Annotated in this window: 20 protein-coding genes and 1 pseudogene; 16 read left to right on the top strand and 5 right to left on the bottom strand. The window is 40.8% G+C overall.

Annotation, left to right across the window (positions count from 1 at the left end; translation table 11 throughout):
* The 9 genes from LZG75_RS10055 to LZG75_RS10015 all read left to right on the top strand — a co-directional run bounded on the left by LZG75_RS10055 (nt 1) and on the right by LZG75_RS10015 (nt 9,464).
* On the top strand, nt 1-621 hold the full coding sequence (locus LZG75_RS10055; protein WP_233937440.1) for a TetR/AcrR family transcriptional regulator: 621 nt from the start codon (nt 1-3) through the stop codon (nt 619-621).
* 16 nt (nt 622-637) lie between these two features.
* Nucleotides 638-1,633, top strand: a complete 996-nt coding sequence (locus LZG75_RS10050; RefSeq protein WP_233937439.1) for an MDR family oxidoreductase — start codon at nt 638-640, stop codon at nt 1,631-1,633.
* 73 nt (nt 1,634-1,706) lie between these two features.
* Complete coding sequence (locus tag LZG75_RS10045) at nt 1,707-2,870, top strand: ABC transporter substrate-binding protein (RefSeq protein WP_370635407.1); 1,164 nt, start codon at nt 1,707-1,709, stop codon at nt 2,868-2,870.
* Between the two features lie 271 nt (nt 2,871-3,141).
* Nucleotides 3,142-3,984 (top strand): formyltransferase family protein, encoded by an 843-nt coding sequence (locus LZG75_RS10040; RefSeq protein ID WP_233937437.1) that lies wholly within the window; start codon nt 3,142-3,144, stop codon nt 3,982-3,984.
* Between the two features lie 335 nt (nt 3,985-4,319).
* Nucleotides 4,320-5,072 (top strand): IclR family transcriptional regulator, encoded by a 753-nt coding sequence (locus tag LZG75_RS10035; protein ID WP_233937436.1) that lies wholly within the window; start codon nt 4,320-4,322, stop codon nt 5,070-5,072.
* A 48-nt stretch (nt 5,073-5,120) separates the two neighbouring features.
* Nucleotides 5,121-6,047 carry a dihydrodipicolinate synthase family protein gene (locus LZG75_RS10030; RefSeq protein WP_233937435.1) on the top strand — a complete coding sequence of 309 codons (927 nt, stop codon included), beginning with the start codon at nt 5,121-5,123 and terminating at the stop codon, nt 6,045-6,047.
* 14 nt (nt 6,048-6,061) lie between these two features.
* Complete coding sequence (locus LZG75_RS10025) at nt 6,062-7,030, top strand: tripartite tricarboxylate transporter substrate binding protein (protein ID WP_233937434.1); 969 nt, start codon at nt 6,062-6,064, stop codon at nt 7,028-7,030.
* 562 nt (nt 7,031-7,592) lie between these two features.
* The gene (locus LZG75_RS10020) at nt 7,593-8,417 is read left to right on the top strand and encodes a hypothetical protein (protein ID WP_233937433.1); all 825 of its coding nucleotides are present in this window, start codon (nt 7,593-7,595) and stop codon (nt 8,415-8,417) included.
* Between the two features lie 252 nt (nt 8,418-8,669).
* Nucleotides 8,670-9,464 (top strand): class I SAM-dependent methyltransferase, encoded by a 795-nt coding sequence (locus tag LZG75_RS10015; protein ID WP_233937432.1) that lies wholly within the window; start codon nt 8,670-8,672, stop codon nt 9,462-9,464.
* A gap of 329 nt (nt 9,465-9,793) precedes the next feature.
* Here LZG75_RS10015 and LZG75_RS10010 read toward each other — a convergent pair whose 3' ends face one another.
* The 3 genes from LZG75_RS10010 to LZG75_RS10000 all read right to left on the bottom strand — a co-directional run bounded on the left by LZG75_RS10010 (nt 9,794) and on the right by LZG75_RS10000 (nt 12,269).
* On the bottom strand, nt 9,794-10,780 hold the full coding sequence (locus LZG75_RS10010; RefSeq protein WP_233937431.1) for a tripartite tricarboxylate transporter substrate binding protein: 987 nt from the start codon (nt 10,778-10,780) through the stop codon (nt 9,794-9,796).
* A gap of 29 nt (nt 10,781-10,809) precedes the next feature.
* Nucleotides 10,810-11,529 (bottom strand): Sua5/YciO/YrdC/YwlC family protein, encoded by a 720-nt coding sequence (locus LZG75_RS10005; protein WP_233937430.1) that lies wholly within the window; start codon nt 11,527-11,529, stop codon nt 10,810-10,812.
* A gap of 359 nt (nt 11,530-11,888) precedes the next feature.
* Nucleotides 11,889-12,269: a tautomerase family protein gene (locus LZG75_RS10000; protein WP_233937429.1), complete on the bottom strand. Its 381-nt coding sequence runs from the start codon at nt 12,267-12,269 to the stop codon at nt 11,889-11,891.
* A gap of 487 nt (nt 12,270-12,756) precedes the next feature.
* Between LZG75_RS10000 and LZG75_RS09995 the strand changes: the two genes are divergently transcribed.
* The 5 genes from LZG75_RS09995 to LZG75_RS09975 all read left to right on the top strand — a co-directional run bounded on the left by LZG75_RS09995 (nt 12,757) and on the right by LZG75_RS09975 (nt 19,420).
* Nucleotides 12,757-13,488 (top strand): outer membrane protein, encoded by a 732-nt coding sequence (locus LZG75_RS09995; protein WP_233937424.1) that lies wholly within the window; start codon nt 12,757-12,759, stop codon nt 13,486-13,488.
* Nucleotides 13,489-13,869: 381 nt separating this feature from the next.
* Nucleotides 13,870-15,498, top strand: coding sequence for a hypothetical protein (locus LZG75_RS09990; protein WP_233937423.1), 1,629 nt, complete (start codon nt 13,870-13,872; stop codon nt 15,496-15,498).
* Between the two features lie 215 nt (nt 15,499-15,713).
* The gene (locus LZG75_RS09985) at nt 15,714-16,754 is read left to right on the top strand and encodes a nitronate monooxygenase family protein (protein WP_233937422.1); all 1,041 of its coding nucleotides are present in this window, start codon (nt 15,714-15,716) and stop codon (nt 16,752-16,754) included.
* Nucleotides 16,755-17,064: 310 nt separating this feature from the next.
* Nucleotides 17,065-17,961 (top strand): outer membrane protein, encoded by an 897-nt coding sequence (locus LZG75_RS09980; RefSeq protein WP_233937420.1) that lies wholly within the window; start codon nt 17,065-17,067, stop codon nt 17,959-17,961.
* Between the two features lie 10 nt (nt 17,962-17,971).
* Nucleotides 17,972-19,420 carry a kelch repeat-containing protein gene (locus LZG75_RS09975; RefSeq protein WP_233937514.1) on the top strand — a complete coding sequence of 483 codons (1,449 nt, stop codon included), beginning with the start codon at nt 17,972-17,974 and terminating at the stop codon, nt 19,418-19,420.
* 213 nt (nt 19,421-19,633) lie between these two features.
* Here LZG75_RS09975 and LZG75_RS09970 read toward each other — a convergent pair whose 3' ends face one another.
* Together LZG75_RS09970 and LZG75_RS09965 are read right to left on the bottom strand one after the other, a co-directional pair.
* Entirely contained in the window at nt 19,634-20,605 is a 972-nt protein-coding gene (locus LZG75_RS09970; protein WP_233937419.1) for a sodium-dependent bicarbonate transport family permease, read from the bottom strand.
* Between the two features lie 65 nt (nt 20,606-20,670).
* On the bottom strand, nt 20,671-21,549 hold the full coding sequence (locus tag LZG75_RS09965; RefSeq protein ID WP_233937418.1) for a LysR family transcriptional regulator: 879 nt from the start codon (nt 21,547-21,549) through the stop codon (nt 20,671-20,673).
* A 161-nt stretch (nt 21,550-21,710) separates the two neighbouring features.
* Here LZG75_RS09965 and LZG75_RS09960 point away from each other — a divergent pair.
* Together LZG75_RS09960 and LZG75_RS09955 are read left to right on the top strand one after the other, a co-directional pair.
* A pseudogene (locus LZG75_RS09960) lies at nt 21,711-22,337 on the top strand (TerC family protein); the annotation flags it as partial.
* 57 nt (nt 22,338-22,394) lie between these two features.
* Nucleotides 22,395-22,943 carry a universal stress protein gene (locus tag LZG75_RS09955; RefSeq protein WP_370635406.1) on the top strand — a complete coding sequence of 183 codons (549 nt, stop codon included), beginning with the start codon at nt 22,395-22,397 and terminating at the stop codon, nt 22,941-22,943.
* Nucleotides 22,944-23,154: the final 211 nt, after the last annotated feature.

Raw genomic sequence — 23,154 nt, 5'->3', positions numbered from 1 at the left:
GTGAATAAAATTATGCAAATTAAGCAGGCAGCGGCAAAGCCAAATGATAAAAAATTATTATTAATTAATATTGGTACAGCAATATTTACTCAAAAAGGTTTCAGCATTACAAGTCTTGATGAGATTGTTGAAATTGCTGAGATACCAAAGGGCTCTTTTTATTATTACTTTAAAAGTAAAGATGAATTTGCAATTGAAGTAATTAAAAATTATGGAATTTATTTTTCAAATAAATTACAGCGTATCTTAAGTAACGAAAAAAAATCTCCATTAGAACGTCTCAAAGAATTTACCAAGGAGGCAGAGGCTGGTGTAAGGCGCTATGAATTTAAGCGTGGCTGCCTTATTGGCAATCTTGGGCAGGAGATGGCAACCTTAGAGGAGCGTTTTCGAATTGAGCTTTTAAATGTCATTGCAGACTGGCGTGATCAAGTTCGACAATGTATCGATTTAGCTAAAGAGCGACGAGAAATAAAAACAACAGTTGATGCGTCTGAATTGGCTAATTTTTTCTGGTGCGCCTGGGAGGGAGCAGTTTTATGCTCCAAATTAGAGTTATCAACCCAGCCTTTAAACATTGTGAGCAGATTATTTATTACCGAATTACTTCAACCAGTTTAAATTTATAAGGAAAAATATGTTTCGTGCAATTTATTTGACTAAGTCAGAAGACGGAAAAGCAGAGGCCAATTTAAAAAATTTGGACGTCTCTGATTTGCCAAACTTTGATCAGTCGGGCGTAACAGTGGCTATTAAATACTCAACTATTAACTATAAAGATGGCTTAGCAATTACCGGCAAGGCTCCGGTTGTGAGAAAGTTTCCGATGGTTCCTGGGATTGATTTTTGTGGCGCCGTAAGTGCAAGCGATGATCCAAATTGGAAAATTGGGGACGAGGTTGTATTGAACGGCTGGGGTGTCGGTGAATCCCACTGGGGTGGCCTCGCGCAAATGGCACGCGTATCGGGGGATTGGCTAATTAGAAAGCCAGCATCTCTTACCGCTAAAGACTGCATGTCTATTGGTACTGCTGGATATACGGCAATGCTTTGTATCATGGCTCTTGAAAAAAATGGCGTTAATCCTCAAGCAGGTGAAATTTTGGTCACTGGTGCTAGTGGCGGAGTGGGATCTTTTGCAATTTCTTTGTTATCAAATTTGGGATATCAAGTAATTGCCTCCACTGGAAAAGATGCTGAGCACGATTATCTTAAGGGCTTAGGCGCAAAGGATGTTATTTCGCGCACCTCTTTATCTGAACCTGGCAAACCCTTGCAAAAGGAGCGGTGGGCTGGTGTGATCGATTCTGTTGGCTCATTCACATTAGCCAATGCGTGTGCTAGTTCTATATATGGTGGCGTGGTAGCTGCCTGCGGCTTAGCCCAGGGCATGGATTTACCGTTATCGGTAGCCCCCTTTATTTTGAGATCTGTTAGCCTAATTGGAGTGGATAGTGTTATGGCTAAACGCTCGATTAGGGATGCGGCATGGAAACGCTTAGCCAGTGATACGCCTCCAGCAGCTTTAAATTCGATTGCGCAATTAGTAAATTTAGAAAGTGCTATTGATGCGGGAAAAAAGATTTTAACTGGTGAAGTACGTGGACGAATTGTTGTAGATGTGAATGTTTAAAACTAATTTAACAAAGGAGATGATGATGAAAAAATCAAAAATATTGGTAACAACGGCAATTGCAGCTGCGGTAATGAGTATGTCTACCGTTAGTAAAGCCCAAATTTCTGGCGATACGGTAAAAATTGGATTCATAACAGATATTTCCGGGCTATACGGTGATATTGACGGGCAGGGCGGTATTGAAGCTATCAAAATGGCCATAGCTGATTTTGGAGGAAGTGTTAATGGAAAGAAAATTGAACTATTAACAGCTGATCATCAAAATAAACCAGATATTGCTGCTAGTAAGGCGCGAGAGTGGGTTGACCAGCAGGGAGTAGATTTATTAATTGCTGGAACTAACTCAGCAGTAGCTTTAGCAATGAATAAAATTGCCTTAGAGAAAAAGAAGCCAATTATCGTCGTTTCCGCAGGTACATCACGTGTTACTAATGAAGACTGCACCCCCTATACCGTTCATTATTCCTATGACACAATCGCCCTATCAAAGGTAGCTGGTTCAGCTATTGTTAAGCAAGGCGGCGATACTTGGTTTTTCCTAACTGCAGATTATGCTTTTGGTGCCGCATTGCAAAATGATGCCTCAACCGTCATTAAAGCATCGGGCGGTAAAGTGCTTGGGGATGTTAAAGCTCCACTCAATACTCAAGATTTTTCTTCTTACTTATTGCAGGCACAGAATTCAAAAGCAAAAATTCTTGGCCTAGCTAATTCTGGCGGCGACACTATTAATTCAATTAAATCCGCCAATGAATTCGGGATTACCAAAACAATGCAATTGGCTGGTTTGCTCATGTTCATTACCGATATTCATGCTTTGGGACTTAATTTAACGCAAAATATGTATCTAGCTGATGCTTGGTATTGGGATTCAAATCCAGATTCTAGGGCTTGGGCTAAGCGATATTTTGAAATTATGAAAAAGGAGCCATCCTCCACTCAGGCCGCAGACTATTCAGCAACTACAACTTATCTTAAAGCAGTAAAAGCAATTGGTACAGATAATCCTGAAAAGGTGATGACCCAATTAAAAACAGCCAAAATTAATGATATGTTTGCAAAGGGTGGTTATATTCGTCCAGATGGCCGCATGGTACACGATATGTTTTTAATGCAAGTCAAGAAACCCTCTGAATCCAAATATCCTTGGGATTATTACAAGTTAGTAGCTACAGTTCCTGGTGATCAGGCCTTTGCAACTAAAGCCGAATCAAAATGTTCGCTGTGGAAATAATTAAATATTAATAAATTTTAGGGCCTATTTGGACGTTTAGCAAAAAAATACCAACTCTAGGGTTGGTATTTTTTTGAGTGTTACTTTAAGTGACGGATGGGTAAGTGGATTGGGCATCCTAGGCCCTGGTTAGATTCCGCCCCGGGCCACCAAGAAGTACTAAAACCACCTTCGGGCGGTTTTGTCATTTATGGGATCCTGGAAATATTTTTGTGCTAAAAATGAAAATAACTAAGGGAAGTAATCTAATAAATATTAGGAAAGCAAGAAATTGAAAATCGCAATTTGCACTAAGCATGATTTATTTGGGGCCATCGTTCTAAATCACTTAATACCCAATCTGTCCGAGCATGAGCTAGCAGTTTTTTTTAGCCATGAAAGTCTCTCCGGTGAATCATCAGTCCCTGAGCTTGCGCGGTTTAATTTTCTTGAGCGGGATCTACCACTTAACACGCTCTTTCCTCTAATAGAAAAAACGAGCAATGTTGGAGAGCTATTAACCCCGCTTCAAATGACTCAGAAGTATCATTTTAAAACTAATGTATTGCGAGATTTGTTACCCACTGGAGACGGCGCAACTCTTTATGCATTTGATCCAGATGTAATCATATCTGTCAGATTCAGATTAATATTTAAAAAACCTATTTTTAGCTTACCAAAATTTGGTATCTTTAATTTACATCCTGGGGCGCTTCCCGCCTTCGGCGGTTTGTTTGCGCCACTTCGTCAGATGCTATCGGGTGCCCCTACGCTTGGATGCACATTTCATAGAGTTGATTCAGGAATTGATACTGGCCCAATTATTGATATTGCTTGGGTTCCGCTTCGCCAAAATCTATGCCTAATGCAGCATACATTTGAGCTTTATCTTGCTGGTATTCCATTGATTTTGGAATTAGTTAATAACCTTGTCATAAATAAAGACCCTTTTATAAGCCCGCAAATTGCTGATAAGCGCTGTTACTTTAGTATTCCAGAGGCTGCGGAGTTTAGTGAGTTTAAGCAAAAGGGAATGAAGCTTATAGATAAGCATGCCTATAGGGCGATGCTCTCATTATTTACGCCGCCTACCTTGAAAAATCAGTTGGATGAGTTAGTGAACTCCGCTTTTTGATTAGATGCTGTCTTGGGCGAAATAGCCTAAATTATTAGCCATCAAAATTCTAGACTCTGAGTCATTCCGTCAAAGCAGTCAGACTAGACCACCTCAATCCAAGCTCCTAGACCCAGGTTCAAGTCCTGGTGGGCCCACCAATAATCTAATACTAACTCTAGGGTTGGTATTTTTTTAGTTACTTTAAGTGACTGTATTTTTAATTATTAATAGAAGCTAGTGTTTATTGTTCTTATATATGAACAAATAAGAATTTATTTAATATAAATCTATGCTTTTTATATTAAATAGAGATAATATATATATAAATTAATCAATTATAAATATTCACATACATGAACGAATTAGTAAAGTCATCCGTTAGGACGCTAGAGCTTCTTGAGTTATTTGCAGCGGTTCAGGAACCATTAGGTGTAAGTGATGTAGCAAGGCGCCTGGAAATGCCAAAAAGTAGCACTCAAGCATTGTTAACAACTTTGGTTGCACGTGGCTATCTCTCGAAAGATATTTTGGGATATTTTCTTCCTGAAAAACTAAGGGGTAGCTGGGTGGGGGGAATTCAAAATAGACTTATATCAATTTCGAAACCAGTTCTTGAAGCTATGGCAGAAGAGAGTCAAGAATCTGCATTTATTGGCGTTTTGACAGCCGAAGCTAAGGTTAAGTACTTAGCTAAAGCAATTAGTCAGAATGAAATTCGATATGACGCTTCGTTAGATCACCTACGTCCTATATATTGCACTTCAATGGGTTTGCTCATGATGGCCTACTCATCTAGTGACGATGTAGCACGATGGCTAAAATTAGCTAAGATTAAATCTATAACAAAATATACTGAAATAAATTTAGAAAAAATATATGCCGTGATTAGACGAGCATATAAAGATGGTTTCGCTGAGCTCAAAGATGGAAATATTGAAGGAGCTTCTGGGGTTTCGGCACCTATATTTGGACCAAGTGGTGCAATTATTGCAGCTTTAAATCTAGGCGCTCCTACTTGGCGTTATGAACAGAGTCGTCAAAAATTAATTCAAATTGTTTGTCGAGAAGCAAAATTGATCACAAGGAGATTATCAAAAGTAGATTAACCAGAACTATTTTGTAGGTAACTATTAATTTTTATTTAAAGGTGTCATATGAAAAATGCAAAAATATTCAAACCTGAAGATATAGTTGGAATTCTTCCGCCCCTCTTAACCCCATTTGATGAAAATGAAGAGATTAGAGATGATATCTTGCGACAAGAAATCAAATATATGCTGGATCAGGGTGTTCACGGCGTTGTGCCTGGGGGTAGTGCTGGAGAGGGGAATACACTTTCGATAGATGAGCTTCGCCGTATTGTGGGCATAACCTGCGAAGAAGTTAATGGTCGGACTCCCGTTGTCGCGGGAATTATTGCCAATAGTACTCGTGATGCCATTCAAAGAGCTAAAGCGCTTGCTGACTTAGGGGTGTCTGCTCTTCAAATTACTCCCGTACATTACATTTATAAGAATGATGATGAGGCGATGATTCGGCACTTCGGAAAAATATATGATGCCGTTGGAATTCCCATCATTATTTATAACGTTATTCCTTGGAATTATTTATCAGTAGACCTTTTAATAAAATTAATGAAAGATAATCCAGGAATCTGTGGCGTTAAACAAAGCGCAGGCGATTTAAAAACGATGGCTGATTTATTACTTCGCTGTAAACCAGAGAGTCGAATATATGCAGCAATAGACGCATTGCTATATCCAACCTTTGCATTAGGGGCGCACGGCGCTATTTCGCAGATTCTATCTGCAGTGCCTGGACCTTGTGTCGATTTATGGAATCTAGTTCAAAAAGGTGATCATAAAAATGCTTTGATATTGCATAATCAATTACTTAAGATGTGGAATTCAATTTCAGGCGACAATCGCTTAGCTGTTACTAAGTACACTTTAGGATTGCAGGGGATTCCCGTAGGTAATCCCAGGGGGCCATTGACACCAGCATCACCCACTCAAAAAATAGCTGCTAAAGCAGCGCTTGAGGAGTTATTGGGGTCAAAAATAGAACTAATGGCTACTTAGTGGAGGGCTATAAAATGCAAAACTTTTATCGCACTGTATCTAGTGTTGTTTTTAGCCTGAGTATTGCCCTTCCAGCTATGGCTCAGACTTACCCAACAAAACCGATAAAAATTATTGTTCCGTTTGCTCCTGGGGGAACAACAGATGTTGTTGCTAGAACAATAGGTCCAAAGCTCTCAGAGTTTCTTGGCCAGCCCGTCATCATTGAAAATCGCGCCGGTGGCGGTACAGTTATTGGAACTGAAATGCTGGCTAAAGCTACGCCAGATGGCTATACCATTATGTTGGCAACACCTGATTTAACAATTAATCCTAGCATGCAATCTAAGCTTCCTTATGATACAAAGAAGGCTTTTGCTCCGATTAGTATTGTGGGTACTTACCCCATGCTATTGGTCGTAAATTCAGATCATAAAATAAATAGCGTAATGGATCTTAAATCCCAAGCGCAAATAAAACCTGGGCAAATTAATTACGCATCAGCTGGTAATGGATCTATGCCGCATCTCTGTAGCGAGTTACTTAATTCAATGGGTAACATAAATCTCACACATGTACCCTATAAAGGTAATGGCCCAGCCATCGTTGATTTATTGGCTGGGCATGTTTCAATTCTTTTTACTGGTGGACCAGCAGTTACTCAATATGTAAAGGCAGGAAAATTAAAGGTGCTTGGCGTTTCAACTTTGGACCGACATCCAACTTTACCTGATATACCAACGCTCAATGAAAGTGGAATTCCTGGCTATGATGTTACAGCATGGTTTGGTTTTATTGCACCTGCAGGCGTACCTAAGGAAGTACTTGCTAGATTAAATATAGATATTGGTCGAACCTTACAAGACCCAGAGATTCGAAAAAAACTTGCCGGTCTTGGTGCTGATTTAGGTGGAAGTTCTCCTGAATCATTTGGCACTTTAATTAATAGTGAAATTGATAAGTGGAGCAAAGTAATCCGGGTTGCAAATATAAAGCCAGATTGATTTTGATAAATGGCGCATTTCACCAGGTTTCGATCCCAACTACAGCATCAAAAGTGCCAGGGTTTATTGCTAGTGGGTTGCATATGAGTAAGTTAGCTCTGCTCGTATGTAGAACTACTCAAATTCGGGGAAGCCTCTGTGTAACAGCGTGGTAATCCCGAGCCAAGCTAGGCAGCAATGCTTAGAAGGTGTAGAGACTGTACGGGTAGGTCGTAAAGACAAGAGACAGTCCAGACTACAAACTGGAAACAGGCAGTGAAAACTGTAGTGGTAAGCATAATCCTTTGGTCCCAGGCTCAAGTCCTGGTGGGCCCACCAGAAAAAGCCCTCACTAGCCATAGTGGGGGTTTGGTCTTTTGAGCGTGATTTTAAGTAACGCTTGGGGGGGATGGAGTAATCCTTAATTAATTACTAAACCAAGGGTATACCAGCACACCTTAAGCTATATATAAGCATATAGTTCCTATAACCAGTTTATTCCTTCGACTAGATATATCTAGCGCACCGCCTGAGATTGGAAATACTCATAGAGAAGTATTTTTCAATCTAACGGGGGCGGCTTATGAAATACAGATTCACGCTTAGTCTATTGACTGCTTTACTGACGATTGGCTTTAATAGTTCAAATGTTCAGGCTCAAAGTGCCTTTGCTGGATTTTATGGACAGGTCTCTACTGGTTATGAAAGTAATCAATTAGGAAGCATGACGGGTACCGCAGTCGCCGTTCCTGCAGATAACAGTAATCTAAATAGAAGTAGTCCCAGTCAAAATTTTGGGGGCATGCCATTAGTACTTGGTATAGGCTATTACTGGCAAGCGAGTCCTAATTGGTTACTGGGCTTAGGTGCTGATTATTCTGCACTATCACAAACTAGCTCTACTTTCTCTGTTACTAATACTAATGCGGCTGGTAACTCTTTACTTCCTCCAGGCACTACCGATTCAGGAAATGGTGCAAGTCTAAAAGCTTCTAATCGGTATAATTTTTTTGTTAGTCCTGCCTATGTCTTAGATAAAGAAAAAATAATTTATCTGAAGGCTGGCTATAGCCAAGTTAGTGCGCAATACAACCCTCCGGGTAGCGCTACTACAACTAGTTCTAACGGAATTTCAGCCACTTCGGCGACCAAGGCATCCTCCCAGTCTTCGACCCTCGGCGGTTATCTGATTGGCTTGGGTTATAAGCAAATGATTGCCAGTGGCTTTTATGGATTTGTTGAAGGAAACTATATGGGTTATGCGAATCCTAGTTATAGCTACACCACGGGTTATTCTGCCGTAAAAAATAATCTGGGCGTAACTTCAACATCTACTACCTATCACTCTACAAACTTTAACGGCTTAAATACCTATCAATTCTTAATTGGGGCGGGATATGCGTTTTAGGTCACAAGATAAGTTAATTAATGCATTTGATACCACTCTACGGAGCGGTTTTTTGTCCTAATCGTTTATTTCTATCGTTAACTGCCTCATAAATTAGCTAGCCAGAGTAGGACCGGCAAACCAAAAGCATTTACTCAGGTTCAAGTCCTTTTGATCTAACTAGAAAAGCAAAATTTCCTTCTGGCAGGCTTGCTTTTTCTAATTAATTACCAACTTTAGGTATTAGTATTTAGAATAAATGGAAAGTTGCTGATGTCTCAGGATAAGATAAATTTCAATAATGGCGCCAATTATGAAAAATTAATGGGCGCCTGGAGCGAGCTTGTTGGTGGCGTATTTTTAGACTGGCTTGATTTACCCAATAAACTCGAATGGTTAGATGTTGGTTGCGGTAATGGTGACTTTACTGAAATGGTTATTAAGCGCAACTCACCAGAGGCAATATCGGGTATGGACCCCTCAGCTGAACAATTAAGCTATGCACGATCAAGACCGGGATGTGAGCTTGCCAGTTTTCGGCTTGGGAATGCAATTAATCTGCCGTATTCTAATAACCAATTTGATGTTGCTGTAATGGCATTAAGTATTTTTTTTGTACCTGAGCCTGCAAAAGGTTTATCTGAGATGGTTCGTGTGGTTCGACCTGGTGGGAGCGTAGCTGCTTATGCCTGGGATATGCTAGACAACCTTTATCCTTTAGCACCAATAAATCAACAGCTTAGTGCGATGGGCATACAAGAATTATTACCCCCAAGCTTGAAGGCTTCTAAGTTAGTTGTGTTGCAAAATCTTTGGACTCAGGCTAATTTAAAATCGATCAAGATGGATGAATTTATAGTCAAAAAAACTTTCAATAACTTTGAAGACTACTGGAGTACTGCATTATTAGACTCAAGTATAAAAACGATATTTAATTCCATGACATTAGGTGATCAAAAATTAATGATTAATGGCGTATGTAAGAGCTTACCTATAGCAAGTAACGGCCAAATTATTGTTAATGCTAAAGCGAATGCAGTGCGTGGGCAGGTTTCTTTATCTAATTAAATAGGGTGAGTGTGGCTAAAGTTGCCTATTAAAACTGCTCAAATTTTATGGGTCAATTTATGAGGGTTGGTATATTTTCGACGTTACTTGAAGTAACGCTTGTGAGAGAGGATTAGGCATCCCAGGTCTGGTCAATTCTGCCTTAACAATGTTGGTTTACATCTAAAACTGATCCACCATTTGTATCTAACTTTAATCCATCCAAATGATATTGTTATCTTTGACTGACAGCCTATATTGAGCGGATGTTGGTCTGAAATTGGTTGCAAATTAAGGCGCTAATTGGATCAGTTTTGCGTACAAATCAACATTTTAGGTTGCAGTAATACTTACTCCGCTCTTATGTTTGCAGTTTTGATGATTCGTCCAAAGTAAGCCATATCTCGATTAATTGTATTTGCTAAATCAGATGGTGCCCCCCCTAATGGGATCATCCCCTGCTGTTTAAATTGCTCCATTAGTATTGGATTTGCGAATGCTTTTTGGAGAGAGCTATTTAATTTTTCGATGATAGGTTTGGGCGTACTAGCTGGAGCAAAAAAGGCCAGCCAATTCGTGCTTTGAAAACCAGGTAATGATTCCGCAATTGCAGGAACTTCGGGCAGTAATGGCGAGCGCTTAAGACCACCATTACCTAGCGCTCGTACTTTGCCAGATTTTATAAATGGCAATGCAGTAGAAACACTTATTAAAAACATTTGGACTTCATTAGTGCTTGTAGCCATAATTCCAGGGCTTCCACCCTTATAAGGAATGTGAACAATATTAGCCCCAGTTTTATCTTTGAATATTTCCATGGCTAAATGTTGCGGCGAGCCAATCCCAGTGGAAGCGTAATTGAGAACCCCCGGTTGACTTTTGGCTAAAACCACCAGCTCATTCACGTTATTTGCCATTAAGCTGGGGTTAACTACTAAGATATTATCTAGTGATACACCCAGCATAACGGGCTCTAGATCTTTCTTAAGATCGAATGGCACTTTGTCATAAAGCAGTGGATTAGTAGCAATAGAGGCTTGATCTACCAAGATCGTATAGCCGTCTGGTGCGGCCTTGGCTACCATTGATCCAGCGACCATGCCAGCGGCACCCACCACGTTATCAACAATAACTGATTGACCAATTTGTTTTCCTAGCTCTTGCGCGGCGAGCCTGGCAAATATGTCAGTTCCACCGCCGGCTGCATAGGGAACTATGAATTTAATTGGCCTGTTGGGGTAATTGTTTGAAGTCTGCGAATAAGCATTTGATATAGCATTAAGTAAACACAGAGTAAGCAGTAGCTGCTTTAATTGATTACAAATTCGCATTTTCATATTGTGTATTGAGACTCTTTTTTTGTAGTTTATAGATTGATATTGAAGCGCTTCTTAAAGGCTTTTTGTAATTGCTCAAACATGACGCCTATGCGAATAACAGAAAAATCACTGAAATCAATAATGGTGCTAGAACGCCCTAGAGGATTGTGATACTTAGAAAGCCCATAATCAGCCACAAGATCTACTGAATTTAATACCTCTGCCTCAATGTCTTCAGCACGATACTTACTTCCCATAAGGGATGTATTAGCTGAGGAGCCAAATACAGGCATACCCATTTCCCAAGATTGATTAACTAACTCATCATGCAGCACGCCCGCATTCAGTAGCATGTCAATCGTGCCACCCTTTGTTGAATTTTGAAGCACAAAGGGATCTACATTTTTAAAGAAGGAATGGTTTGGCTTAAAAGGGGCTACTACAGAGAAAGGTAATTTTTCCTGCTCAATAATTTCACGAATCACCCCTCTTTTTTCACTTGGGAGCATATGAATCTCATTACTAATTTCCCAGTTGGAAAAAAACCCACTCGGTTTTTCATAGCTCCGATTTTTTGCTTGGAAAATTCGTTTAATCGCATTTTCTCTACTGCCAATTACAGCATAAGCTACATCTAGCCCCAGTACTGCGACCCCACCATTTTTGAGAACAGTAAGAATTTCTGCAGCATCGCTTTTTACCTGTTCCGAGGTAATAGGGTCATGTGTATTTGCATGGGTTGCGCTTGGTTTAATAGTTTTTGGCACAGAATTCCCTCGCTAAATTCATTTCGTCAGAAAAATATAGCATAGTTCTGCAAAAAATATATGTACTGGTATTGCAGATCGAAATGCTTTTATCTAAAGATTGGCGGTATTAGTTAGCATTGCTCAAGTTAGCAGGTATTAAGCTTGTTTTAACTTGACAAATGCAAAGTTCAGGGAGTAAAGAAAATTACAAAATTCAGAACCAGCCAGTCCCAGGTTCAAGTCCTCTTGGGCCCACCAGAAAAAGCCCTCACTAGCGATAGTGGGGGTTTAGTCTTTTAAGCGTTACTTTAAGTGACGCTTGTGGGGGGGGGATTGGGCATCCCAGGCCCTGGTCGATTACGCACACCTAATAAATGTCAGGCTGAGAGTTGTGCAAGTCCTTTGCCGAATGACCAATTCTCTGGAGTGTTGTCAACAATAGTTACAAAGATATCCTCTTTTCTAACTCCTGGATTGACAGTCAACACTTTTACCAATTCACTATATAAATTCAATTTCATTTCTTTTGTTCTTAAAACAGAAGTGATGTGTATTACCACAACATCGTCAGAGCGATTTCCATTCCACATCATTTTATCGATCAGGAAATGGGATTTTTTATGTTCCGAAATTATCTGAAATCGATCATTTAATAGAATTTTCCAAGAAGTTTGTAATGCTTGGTGTATGCCATCAGCTATTGCTTGAATATATTCTGGGGATTTTCCTTCAGCTAGTGAAATTTGTATCAATGGCATGCTTGCCTCCGTTATCAAGGTCAGCTCCGATAGCTGCTGACAAAATACTAGCATACCCTTTAGAACGCATAGTCCAGGGAGTTAGGAAACTAACACAAACCGGAATTTTTTGGTCCCAGGTTCAAGTCCTCTTGGGCCCACCAGAAATGAAAAGGTCCTTACCGGACACATGCTTTACGTCCGGTACCGATCACATGGTTACATATACCCAGTACTTTCATTCCACGGCATAGAGTGGTCCCTCCTATGCCTAAAACTGTAAAGTATGTGTCCGGTATAAAGTGTTAACTATGTGTCGAGTCGTACAAAATACCAACCTTGGGGTTGGTATTTTTTTGAGCGTTACTTTAAGTAACGCTTGTGGAGTGCTTTTTGGTAGATAAAAGCACTTCTACTAGTGATTTACCCTAATTTTTGATGAAATAGACATGAAAATATTTGATAATAAATCTCATATTTCATGAAAATACGAACTAAAGGTGGGTATATGAAAAGCAAATTATTAGCATTGTCATTATTCGGTTTTGGCTTTAGCGTTTCTTCTGTAGCGCAAACGAGCTCAGTTTCGGTTGCTCCTTATTCAGATTTTGTGGGTGTTTATGGACAGATCTCTACTGGCTGGGATCAAAATACAGCACAATCTAGCTCACCCTCAATTACAACTTCAAAATATGGTTCGGCTACAGGTACCGCAAGTGATACTGGAAGCTGGGGATACACTCCTTTAAATGTCGGCGTAGGTTACATCTTTGAAGTAATGCCTAAATGGACCTTAGGCGTTGGCGCTGACTATTCGCTGTATATGCCTAATAGCAATACTGTAGCAACAGATTTTAAAGGTCAATTAGCCAATGGCAAGGTAAGCTATTACTACACAGCAAAAGACCGCTACAACTTATATGTTACGCCAGGATACGCAATCGATAAAGATAAGTTAGCTTATGTGAAGTTGGGGTATACAAGCGAAATTATTCAAATTAAAAACCCTAATGATGGTCGCGCAACGAATTCAGATAGGGTGGGCGGATATATCTTGGGAGTAGGATATAAACAAATTATCTCTGGCGGTTTTTATGGATTTGGCGAAGCTAATTACCTGGGATATAGCTCGAGTACGCTAAGCACTCCAACTATTAATGCTACTAGCCAAGCTAGATTTAATGTTAATCAGAATGTCAGCGCTTATAACTTTTTAGTTGGTGTTGGATACAAGTATTAAGAAATTAACCCCCGCTTTGACATTGTTTTAATTAGCCACTCTTAGGAGTGGTTTTTTATTGGGTCAATTTTTAAAAAAGATCATTACACGCCCACCAAAAATCTCAATCCTTTGGTCCCAGGTTCAAGTCCTGGTGGGCCCACCAAGAATCACAATACCAACTCTAGGGTTGGTATTTTTTTGAGCGTTACTTTAAGTAACGGTTGTGCAGATGCTATCGCTAAACGCAGCCAGTTCAGTTATAGAGCGCTATATGAGTATGAATTTTATACATACCTAGAGTTAGGTAAAATCTTTTTAACAGATCTTCGAGCTGCCTTAACGTTTAGTTAAGCCTACCGCTCTAGATTTCGAATATCAAATTAATCATGGGGTGAAAACATGAGAGCTATTTTCTTTTTAATCATTGCAATTTTTACTACTGCTCAAATCATTGGTTGTAGCGAGGGAAGTAGCTCAACTAATACGACTGCAAAGCAAATTTCTGTTGATTCAACAATCGTCGCTACAGAAGTTGGATGCATGAAGCAATATGCTGCCGATCCATCAAACAATTATGTGAACTATGCACCTGCTATAGGGGCTCCAGAGCATACTGACTCGATTCACAGTGGCGTGCAACCATGTGCCACTTTTACTGGTTCTTTTAGTGGTTCAAATCAGGCAATCCAGATGACATCGGCCAGTACATGGGGATCGATTCAGTTTATTGTGAATGATGGCCCCACGGGCAGCTATATTATGGGTGGAGGTTTAGCATCTGAAACAACTGGTCAATATGTTGCAAAATTTAATCCATTAACTGGTCAACAAATTTGGCTTACCTATATTAATGCCGTCAATCCACTACCTGCTGGGCAGTGGAATGCTTTTGGTAGCATGGGAGTGATTGCCGATGGAACAATTATTGCTGCAGCGGGCACAACGATTGTTAAGCTCGATCCATTAACGGGGTCAATATTAAAGTCAGTTCAATTGGGGGTATCACCCACTCTCTCAAGTCCAATTAACGCAAATTTTGACGGCTTATTGATTGCCCCAAATGCAGCTGGTGCCATATTATTAAAAAGCCAGAATCGACCCATTGGCTGTCCCACTCAGGGAAATCTGGCGATGACCTCATGTCAAGCGCAGTATGGGCTACCACCAAATTCAACAGCGGTTGCTCTGGACTCTAGTAACCTCCAATTAATTGATTCTATTGCGCTTAATCAGATGGTGGGAACGCGTGGAGTTGTGACAAAGCACAATAATAGAATTTATTGGTATCTAGCTGGATTAAGTAATTTAGAGCGCATTATTGTTAATCCTCTCACGAGTCAATTAACTGTTGATAAAGCGTGGGTTCCCCCGTCCTATTTACTACCTGGTCAAACTGCGGGGGATGCTCCTGCAGTTCTAGGAAACTGGATTATTGCCAACCAAAATGGCGGGGGGTCTGCATTAGTACCCATTACTCCTTTTGCAGTAAGTCAAGACATTAATGGGGATGGCTCTGTTACCTCTGTGCGTGCCACCCCTTGGGGAACAACCCTCCCAACAGCCAGTCCAACGGGGGGTTGGAGTGCATCACTGGGTAGTTTTGGAGTAGACCCGGAAAATAATATGGTTTACGCACAAGATACTTATGAAGGAGTAGTGGGACTTAGCTTAAATCAAACAACAGGCGTAATGACTACTGTTTGGAATCGACCCGATTGGCGCACGACAGATTATTTTTCTTTAGTTGGCCCAGCTAACCAGAGGATACTAATTTCTCAATACCTTAATCCGAATATTTCTACTTCGACAAGTGTTCTGCAAGCTGCGCTCTATAGTGGCAACTATACCGAAACTGTAGAGTGGGCCAATGCCAGCACAGGTGCGACTATTCTTAGGCCGCCATCTAGCGCATATACGCCATCAACTGCTCTAGGATCTCTACCAAATCTTGGATATGGAGGATTAATTTATATGATGGGCAATACGGGGTCAATTTATTTCTATCAGGCTGCAACGTTAAGCAACTAAGCTTATCGGTCTAGGTCGCACGTTCGAATCGTGCTGGGTAGGCCAAAGGCCCGACTGGCCCTTGAGATATCTAAAGAATTTATTAGATCTGGTCGATTCCGCCCCGGGCCACCAAGATTCTATAAACTACCTTCGGGTGGTTTTTTCATTTGAGGCTTTGTATTTTGGATGCCCCTCATATAATGATTTTTTGATCAATATTTAATGAAACAGCTATGTTCAACTTCTCTAAGTTAGGCGTTCCGATTATTCAGGCGCCGATGGCTGGCGGCATCAATAATCCATTGTTTGCCTCAGAAGTTTCTAATGCTGGCGGTGTTGGTAGTTTTGGATTCGCTTACAGCACTCCACAAAAAATTAGCGAAGATTTAGCGGCTACGAGAGCCTTAACAAATGGACCCATTAATGCCAACTTCTTTGTGTTTAGCTCAGTTGATATGCCATCACAAGATATTCAAACGCAAGCCATTGAAGCATTAAAGAATTTACCTGTTGAAGGCGAGTATTCAGTTTCTACGCCTCAAGCCCCGTTTTATCCTGCTATTGAGGATCAACTTAATCCTATATGGGAGCATCGCCCAGAAATACTAACTTTCCATTTTGGAGTTCCGTCGCTAAGCCTCATTGAAAAAGCGCATTCACTAGGAATTGCTGTTGGCATTACTGCGACAAGTCTCAAAGAGGGAAAGGCGGTTGAAAAAGCCGGCGCTGATTTTATTGTGGCGCAAGGCATTGAGGCTGGCGGACATCGAGGCATATTTAACCCTGATGGAGAAGATGAAAAATTAAGTGCGATGGATTTAACTAAGCAACTAGTTAAAGAATGCTCTATTCCTGTTGTCACCGCAGGCGCAATCATGGATGGAGCAGACATTGCCAATGCGTTAAAGGCTGGCGCTGTGGCCGCTCAACTGGGAACAGCCTTTTTATGTTGTGTTGAGTCAACCGCCTCTCCCGCTCATAAGGAGTATTTGCTTAAGCACCATAGCAGGGGCTCAGTATTCACGACGGGATTTTCTGGAAGGCCTGCTCGGGGAATAGATAACGAATTTATTCAATTGATGGATGACAAAATGGTTTTGCCTTTTCCAATACAAAATACGATGACAGCATCTCTAAGGCAATTAGCGGGAAGAGCTAATAATGGTGAATATCAAAGTTTATGGGCTGGGCAAGATTATTCCAGAACAAGAAAGCTCAATGCTAAGAGCCTGATGTTGGCGTTAAAAGAAGAGCTTTTGATTGCCCTTGCCTGATTTAGGATCGGCATCCTAGGCCCTGCTTCGATTCCGCCTTATTAGTTAAGGTAGGAAACAATCTAATATCCTAGAAGCTAGGATCAAGTCCTCTTGGGCCCACCAGAAATGAAAATACCAACCTTAGGGTTGGTATTTTTTTGAGCGTTACATTAAGTAACGCTAATAGGGTGACGGATGTTGACCGCAATGAGATGCTAAACCAATTAAAAATCTAGTGAAATTCCGCCTTTTTATTCTCTGTTTACTATGCTAGGATTTAGTTATGGATCTTACATATTTCATTAAACTAATAACTAGGGGTGGGTGTATGAAATTTAAATCAAAGGCTGTTGCATTAATGGGTTTTAGCTTTAGTGTATGCACTTTAGCGCAAACCAGCTCAGTTTCAATCGTGCCGCAATCAGCTTTTTTTGTTGGCTTAGGCGTTAGTGAAAATACGATTGGTTTTAGTAATCAAAATACTTATGGTAGAGGAACGTCTTATACACCTCCCACCCAAGATAAGTTAGGAATTCCACAGGCCTCAATTACTGGATCAGCCGCAGGATCAACCGGAGTTACTTTAGGAAATCAAAATACAGCAGCCCCATCATTACAAGCCGGTTACTTTCAGCATTTTTCTGGAAGTAATTGGATGTGGGGTGGAAAATTTGCTTATAGCTATTTAGGAACAACCTCCACTGTAAATAATATGTTGATTCCTCAATCTGGTGGCTACTATCAAGCAGGCACATATACACCGTTTAATGGCAATTATGTTGTTCGTTCTTATCAGCAAACCATCAATCATCAGATGTCTCTAATGCCATTTATTGGTCGATCTTTTGAGAAAAGTTATGTCTACTTTGGCGCAGGCCCTACATTGGCTCAAACCAAATACAACATTAATCAAATTACTGGGTTTGCTGACATGAATGGTTTAACAACCAGCGTTACAGGACTTAGTACACCATCAAGTTACTCAGCTTCACAATGGGTGTTTGGGGCGGGTGCAGTGATTGGAGCCACATACTTTATTGACCCAACTTGGTTTTTGGATATGAGCTATACCTACTCAGTAACAGGAAATCAGACCAGTAATTGGGGCGGTGCATGGGCCGATAATCCTGCCATTGGCGGAACAAGAACCGGAACAAATACTGGCACTAGCTCAGGCAATGTTACAACCCAGGCATTAACAATTACATTGAATAAGGCTTTTTAAATTGAAATCAATGATTAGATATGCGTTGCTGTTAATTGCAATTGCTGCCTTAGGTTCTTGTGGAGGCGGATCATCTGGCTGCAATGTAAACTGCACGTCATCTTCACCGACATCGAGTTGGACTTGGGTGGGAGGCAGTAATCAGACGGGCGCCCCAGGTGTTTATGGCACTAAAGGGTCATCAAGCGCGACCAATATCCCAGGAAGTCGTTATATCTCTATTAGCTGGACTGATAGTAGCGGTAACTTATGGATGTTTGGAGGCTGGAATGGCACCACGACTTTTCTAAATGATTTATGGAAATATTCTCCAGGCACGAATTTATGGACTTGGGTAAGCGGCTCTTCTGCAGCCAATGCATCAGGTATTTATGGAATCCAGGGTATTTCTAGTGCTAGGAATGTTCCAGGCGCCCGGATGGGGGCAGTAAGTTGGCATGATTCTAGTGGTAATTTGTGGCTATATGGGGGATATGGTTTTGATGAGCTAAATTTGTTACCTGGCACATTAAATGATCTATGGAAATTTAGCATTACGACAAATGAATGGACTTGGGTATCTGGAAGTAAATCAACTGGCGCATCTCCAGCTTATGGCGCCAAAGATGTTGCTAGCACTTCTAATACACCAGGTGGATTACTTGGCGCAATTGGTTGGACCTCAAAGGATGGCCATCTTTGGTTTTTTGGTGGCGCAAGTGATCTTGCAACTACAACGACTTATAACAACTTATGGGAATTTAATCCAGGCGATAGCACCTGGACATTTAGATCGGGCGCCGGTAAGACAGGTTCTAGCTACAGTACAAATGTCTCGGGAACTTATGAGGTTCAGGGTATAGCAACTAGCACTACTGTGCCTGGCTCAAGATTAGATGCGATTAGTTGGCTCGACAGTAGCGGTAACTTGTGGTTATTTGGCGGTTCAGGCTTTGATGGTCTCGGTAATCCTCAAGGCATTTTGAATGATTTATGGAAATATAGCCCAACTACGAAACAATGGGTGTGGATGAGTGGAGATAGGAGATATAAGGCATATGGTGTATACGGATCTCAAGGGGAGGCTTCGCCTAATAACGTGCCAGGTGCTAGATTTCACCGCACCCCGTTTTCGTGGATAGATGCAGGCGGAAGCTTATGGATGTTCGGCGGGGATGGCAACGGAGCATCAACACCTCCACCACCTGTTCTTCCAGGTACTGCTAGCTATTTAAATGATTTATGGAAATACACTCCCACCAACAATCAATGGACTTGGATGGGTGGTAGTAGTGAAATCAATGGGATCGGAGTTTATGGAAGCATGGGGATGCTGGCCTCAACTAACCAACCTGGCGGCAGAAAAGACAGTATCGGTTGGACAGATTTGAGTGGCAACTTATGGATATTTGGCGGCTTTGGGTATGACGCAACCAATAGCGCAGGTTACTTAAATGATCTGTGGAAATATATACCCTAAAGCAAGAGCATTTTAGTGGCAGTAAGACGGTATAAATTATTGCTTATTTAAATGCACTTGGGAGCCTAAGCTTGCGCCTTAAGGATGAGAGCTATTAGGAATTTATTTTCTATTGGCCGTTCATAAAGATTGGGACTAACAATCAAGTCTCCTATAAGCCAGGCTCAAGTCCTGGTGGGCCCACCAAGAATCACAATACCAACTCTTGGCGGTTTATTGCATAAAATACTTGGCAAGTACGCTATAGATGGGAATGCCTAAAATAATATTAAAAGGGAAGGTAATACCTAAGGACATTCCCATATACAGAGCTGGATTTACTTCGGGCAATGCGTGACGTAAGACTGCAGGTACAGCAATATAAGAAGCGCTAGAGGCAAGTACCATAAGTAAGATGGTATTTCCAAGGGGCAAACCAATCAGCTTACAAAGCGCTAGTGCCAATAGAGCATGAAATAAAGGAGAGCCAATTGCGTATAAAAGCGTAATGGGAGGTTTACCTTTAAGGCCGCTAAAATTTCTGGCCGCCATCAGGCCCATATCTAATAGGAAAAAGGCCAGCATACCTTTGAACAGATCAATCGAAAAAGGAGCCATTAACTTTTGGCCAGCATCACCACTCATCAGGCCTACCAGCATTGAGCCTAGCAATAGCAGTTGAGCGCCATCGGTAAAAGATTCGTGCAATATTTTAGAGATGCCAGTTACTTCTTGTTTCGTTTTTAAATCTTTTGATTGAGTAGCTCTCGCTTTATTAGCCAAAATAATAGCCAAGATAATGGCTGGTGATTCCATTAGCGCCATAGCAGCCGCCATGTGACCACCATACTCAATATTGAATTGATCTAAGTACTGAGTAGCAGTAATGAAGGTAACAGCACTCACGGATCCATAGGTAGCGGCAATAGCGGCGGCATCAAAGGTATTTAAACTTCTTCTTAAAAGCCAGTAGCCAAAAATAGGGATGATGATGGCCAGGAAAACTGCAAGACCAAGCGAGAATCCAATCTCACTAGTGAAGCCCGATTTGTGAAGCGCAAAACCACCCTTTAATCCTAGGGCCATTAATAAATAAAGCGATAAAAACCTCGAGATTGGAGGAGGAATTTCTAGATTCGATTTGATAGTGCCTGCAAATACGCTAAATATAAAAAATAAAATTGCAGGATCTAAGAAATTGGTCATATATACATTCTAAAGACATCCGATTTTTTATTCTTATACCCTTAATAAATAAGCTTATAGAAAAATTACTTTTTAAGAATGGCTTGAACTAGTGGGTGCTGAATTTTTTTCTCAGATCGAATGGCATAGAAGTATTCATAGATCTCATCACAGTTCCCAAGCAACTCAATTCCATAGGTTTCCTTAAGGTCTTTCTGAATAAATTTTCCAGCTGGGAATACTCCTAGGCCGCTAGCCGCAAAGGTTTTAAGAAGAGCGCTATCTTGAAATTCTCCAACAACATTCGGTGTTATACCGTTCTTATTAAACCATTGATCAATCAAAAGCCGAACAGTTGAGTGCTGTGTTGGTAGAAGAATGGGTAACTCACCAAGGCATTCTGGGAAATCTTTTTTAGTTTTTTTTAATAATTGCTTAGGGCTAAACCAAGCAATCGAAGTTTTAGCTAACTCTTCGCTATAAACATTGAGATTCTTGTTATTTGGGGCAGGACGGTCTGCCAAAATAATATCTAGATGATGAAGCGCCAAATCTGCTAATAAATCATCAAATTTACCCTCATGGGCAATGAGGTGAGCATTTTTATGTTTTAGGATAGGCTCTAGTAGCTGCCTGGTAACGAGTTTGGGTAAGCTATCTGATACGCCAACAATAATTTTTATTTTTGGGGATTTAGCTGCATCTCTTAGGGCTTCAGGTAGCCTTTCGCCGATAGAGAAAATTTGATCGGCAATTTCTAGTGCGGTAAAGCCAGACTCTGTAAGGGCAATGCCGCGTCCCGCAGGCTTAAACAATAGGTAACCAAGTGATTTTTCGAGTTCGTGAACTTGAGCACTAATTGTTTGAATCGCCATATCAAGCCGCTCAGCCGCTTTGGACATGCTGCCCTCTTTAGCTACAACCCAAAAATAGTAAAGGTGACGATAGTTATAGGAATTGCTCATAATCAGTTTTTTCCGAAATTAGTATCAATATATATCTGCTTTTAGCTAAACACAAATACGTCTAAATTAACCCCATCTAGAGCCATGGTAATTCGATGCTTTTAACATAGATAGAGGTTTTGAAATTGGAATTATTTAGCCCGGAATTTTTTTCAGCATTAATGGCAATTGTTGTCATTGATTTAGTTTTGGCTGGCGATAATGCCATCGTAATTGCGATGGCAGCAAGAAACTTACCAGCCCATTTACAGAAAAAGGCAATTATTTGGGGGGCAGTAGGTGCAATTGCAGTGCGAAGTGCCATGACGCTTGCGGTCGTATACCTATTAAAGATTCCAGGCTTGATGTTGCTGGGCGGCCTCCTGCTGGTGTGGATTGCTTATAAATTATTAAATTCAGCTAAAGATGGTGATGGGGAGCGCGATCATGCATCTACCAGTTTTTGGGGTGCAATGAAGACAATCGTTATAGCCGATGCTGTAATGGGATTAGATAATGTCTTAGCTGTAGCTGGGGCCTCTCATGGGAGTTATGTATTAGTCGTGCTGGGCCTATTGATTAGCGTTCCAATTGTGATATGGGGCTCAACCCAAATCCTAAAGTTAGTAGAGCGCTACCCCTCAGTTACTTATTTGGGAGCAGCTGTACTGGCATGGACGGCAGCAAAAATGATGACTTCAGAGCCTATCGTTCAAGAATGGCCAGCATTTAAAAACCCAGCTTTTGAATATGCAATACAGGTACTGGTAATTCTTGGGGTTTTATTTGGTGGATTTATTAAAAATAGGCTTGGTCTAGAAGAGGTAATTGCGCCAGCTGAAGTTGCTCCAGTTGCACCCGCAACGATGATTGAAAAGCAGTCTCATATCTTAGGAGGTGAAGTAATGAATAAAGTTTTCATTCCAGTTGATGATTCAATTAATTCTCTTTTAGCGCTTAAGCATGCAGTTGGTGCTTATGGCAAAGAACCAAAAACACATTTTTATATTTGTAACGTCCAGCCAACCTTATATAGGCATATTAGCAAGTTTCTCAATAAACAAACGATTAATGAATGGCAAGCAGAGCGTGCAAAAATTGCTGCAGCATCTGCTATTCAGTTTCTAGAGAAGGCTGGAGTGGATTTTTCTTTTACCAATGTAAGTGGTGATAAGGGCGTTGCTTTGTGTGATGAGGCAGAGCGTTTGGGTTGCAGCCGAATTGTGATCGGAACCGCGAAGAAAAACACACTCAGTAGATTATTTGAGAACTCCACTACCGCTAAATTGTTAGAGATATGCAACATACCAGTTGAAGTTGTTACTGGAAAGTCTATGCCTGCCATAGAGCGTTGGGGTATACCAGCCCTTGGAGCTGGCGCAGTAACTGCAATGATGGTAGCGGTAATCGATTAATTTTATTTTTTCCGTAGTCCCTCTTTAGCCCTCCTCGCGAGGGCTTTTTTTCACTAAATATTCAGTAAAAAGCAGAATTTATGTCAATTAAATTCTGCTTTATTAAGAATAATACTGCACGTATATTGAACCTATGAAGTTTTAAAAAGGAGATTAATTATGGACGTATTCTTAGAATTTCAAGACAAGGTAGAGTCAGAATTAAAAAAGT

This window comes from Polynucleobacter sp. IMCC30063, assembly GCF_021395235.1.
Classification (GTDB): Bacteria; Pseudomonadota; Gammaproteobacteria; order Burkholderiales; family Burkholderiaceae; genus Polynucleobacter.
This window is presented reverse-complemented; position numbering and strand designations above follow the sequence as displayed.